Source organism: Bradyrhizobium sp. IC3123 (assembly GCF_020193625.1).
GTDB classification, from domain to species: Bacteria; Pseudomonadota; Alphaproteobacteria; order Rhizobiales; family Xanthobacteraceae; genus Bradyrhizobium; species Bradyrhizobium yuanmingense.
In genome coordinates, this window is the sequence record NZ_JADYVF010000068.1 from 1 (window position 1) to 412 (window position 412).

At 63.3% G+C, this 412-nt stretch carries 1 protein-coding gene; it reads left to right on the top strand.

What is annotated here, in order from left to right; all coding sequences use genetic code 11:
* Positions 1 to 412 (top strand): solute carrier family 23 protein (locus I6F20_RS37660; RefSeq protein ID WP_275945425.1); only part of this gene is annotated, 412 nt, incomplete at both ends.

The following is a 412-nucleotide window of genomic DNA, read 5'->3' on the forward strand; positions in this document are numbered from 1 at the left end:
GTGATCCTGGTGGCCGAGAACCTCGGGCACCTGAAGGCCGTCGCCGGGATGACCGGGCGCAATATGGACCCGTACATGGGGCGCGCCTTCGTCGGCGACGGGCTGGCGACCATGCTCTCCGGTTCGGTGGGCGGCAGCGGGGTCACCACCTATGCGGAGAACATCGGCGTCATGGCGGTGACCAAGGTCTACTCAACGCTGGTGTTTGTCGCCGCGGCGCTGATTGCCATGCTGTTGGGTTTCTCGCCGAAGTTCGGCGCATTAATCCACACCATTCCCGGGCCGGTGATCGGCGGCGCCTCGATCGTGGTCTTTGGCTTAATTGCCGTCGCCGGGGCGCGGATCTGGGTGCAAAACCGGGTGGATCTGAGTCAAAACAGCAATTTGATCATGGTGTCGGTGACCCTGGTGC